1 protein-coding gene is annotated in these 1,549 nt (G+C 68.6%); it reads left to right on the top strand.

All coding sequences use genetic code 11. The annotated features are described in order from the left end of the window. Positions 1-263 precede the first annotated feature (263 nt). On the top strand, positions 264-1,481 hold the full coding sequence (locus tag ACFY93_RS34510; RefSeq protein WP_391365878.1) for an IS110 family transposase: 1,218 nt from the start codon (positions 264-266) through the stop codon (positions 1,479-1,481). The last annotated feature ends 68 nt before the right edge of the window (positions 1,482-1,549 follow it).

Below are 1,549 nucleotides of genomic sequence, written 5' to 3'. Positions count from 1 at the left end.
CCCCGTTATCTTTTTCGCGGTCCTGCAACGGGGCCGCTGGCCTCCGGGCTCGGCATGACTGTGTCCCCCTGTCGAAGGAATGACCTGGGGGGTGGTGTCACCGGGCTCGGGGGTGTTCGTCGGAGACGCTGATCAGAGGTCCGGCCACCGTCCGGTCCGGCGCAACGCCGGACAGTTCGCGGGCGGCAGGTCTGCATAACGTGGATGCGCGAGCACGACACCCGAGCCGAGGCCGGCACCGTCAACACTCGCGAAAGGTAACGATGTTCGAGATCGAAGACGTGGGCGTGTTCGTCGGTTTGGACGTCGGCAAGTCCACTCACCACGGCCATGGGCTGACGCCAGCGGGCAAGAAGGTCCTCGACAAGCCGCTGCCCAACAGCGAACCGAAACTGCGGGCCGTCTTCGACAAGCTGACTGCGAAGTTCGGCACCGTCCTGGTCATCGTGGACCAGCCCGCCTCCATCGGCGCCCTGCCGCTGACCGTCGCACGCGACGCCGGCTGCCGCGTCGCCTACCTGCCCGGCCTGTCCATGCGCCGGATCGCCGACCTCTACCCCGGAGAGGCCAAGACCGACGCCAAGGACGCGGCCGTCATCGCCGATGCCGCGCGGACCATGCCGCACACCCTGCGCTCGCTGGAACTGACCGACGAGATCACCGCCGAGCTGACCGTGCTGACCGGCTTCGACCAGGACCTGGCCGCAGAGGCCACCCGCACCAGTAACCGGATACGCGGCCTTCTCACCCAGTTCCACCCCTCTCTGGAACGCGTCCTGGGACCGCGCCTGGACCACCAGGCCGTCACCTGGCTCCTGGAGCGTTACGGCTCCCCGGCCGCCCTGCGCAAGGCCGGCCGCCGCAGACTCGTGGAACTGATCCGCCCGAAGGCCCCACGCATGGCCGCCCGGCTGATCGACGAGGTCTTCGACGCGCTCGACGAGCAGACCGTCGTCGTCCCTGGCACCGGCACCCTGGACATCGTCGTCCCCTCCCTGGCCGCTTCTCTGACCGCCGTGCACACCCAGCGCCGGGCGATGGAAGCCCAGATCAACGCCCTGCTGGAGGCCCACCCTCTTTCCCAGGTCCTGACCTCGATGCCCGGCGTCGGCGTCAGGACCGCCGCTGTCCTGCTGACCACCGTCGGCGACGGCACCAGCTTCCCCACCGCCGCCCACCTGGCCTCCTACGCCGGCCTCGCGCCGACGACAAAGTCGTCGGGCACCTCGATCCACGGCGAACACGCACCCCGAGGCGGCAACCGGCAGCTCAAACGGGCGATGTTCCTGTCCGCCTTCGCCTGCATGAACGCCGATCCGGCCTCCCGCGCCTACTACGACAAGCAACGCGCCCGCGGCAAAACCCACACCCAAGCCCTCCTCCGCCTCGCCCGCCAACGCATCAGCGTCCTGTTCGCCATGCTCCGCGACGGCACCTTCTACGAATCACGGACACCGAAGGATGTCGAGCTCGCCGCATAACCCCAGCAACCCTGAACCACCCCAAACCCGACAGGGGTGCCTTGACGAAGGACATAGAGGCACCCCCC

Source organism: Streptomyces sp. NPDC008313, from assembly GCF_042956125.1.
GTDB lineage: Bacteria > Actinomycetota > Actinomycetes > Streptomycetales > Streptomycetaceae > Streptomyces.
The sequence above is the reverse complement of the archived record's forward strand: the minus strand, read 5'-3'. Positions and strand labels throughout refer to the sequence as shown.

Bases quoted from the DNA above. Each gene is read 5' to 3' on its own strand.
- ACFY93_RS34510 (WP_391365878.1), top strand. From the start codon at position 264: ATGTTCGAGATCGAAGACGTGGGCGTGTTCGTCGGTTTGGACGTCGGC.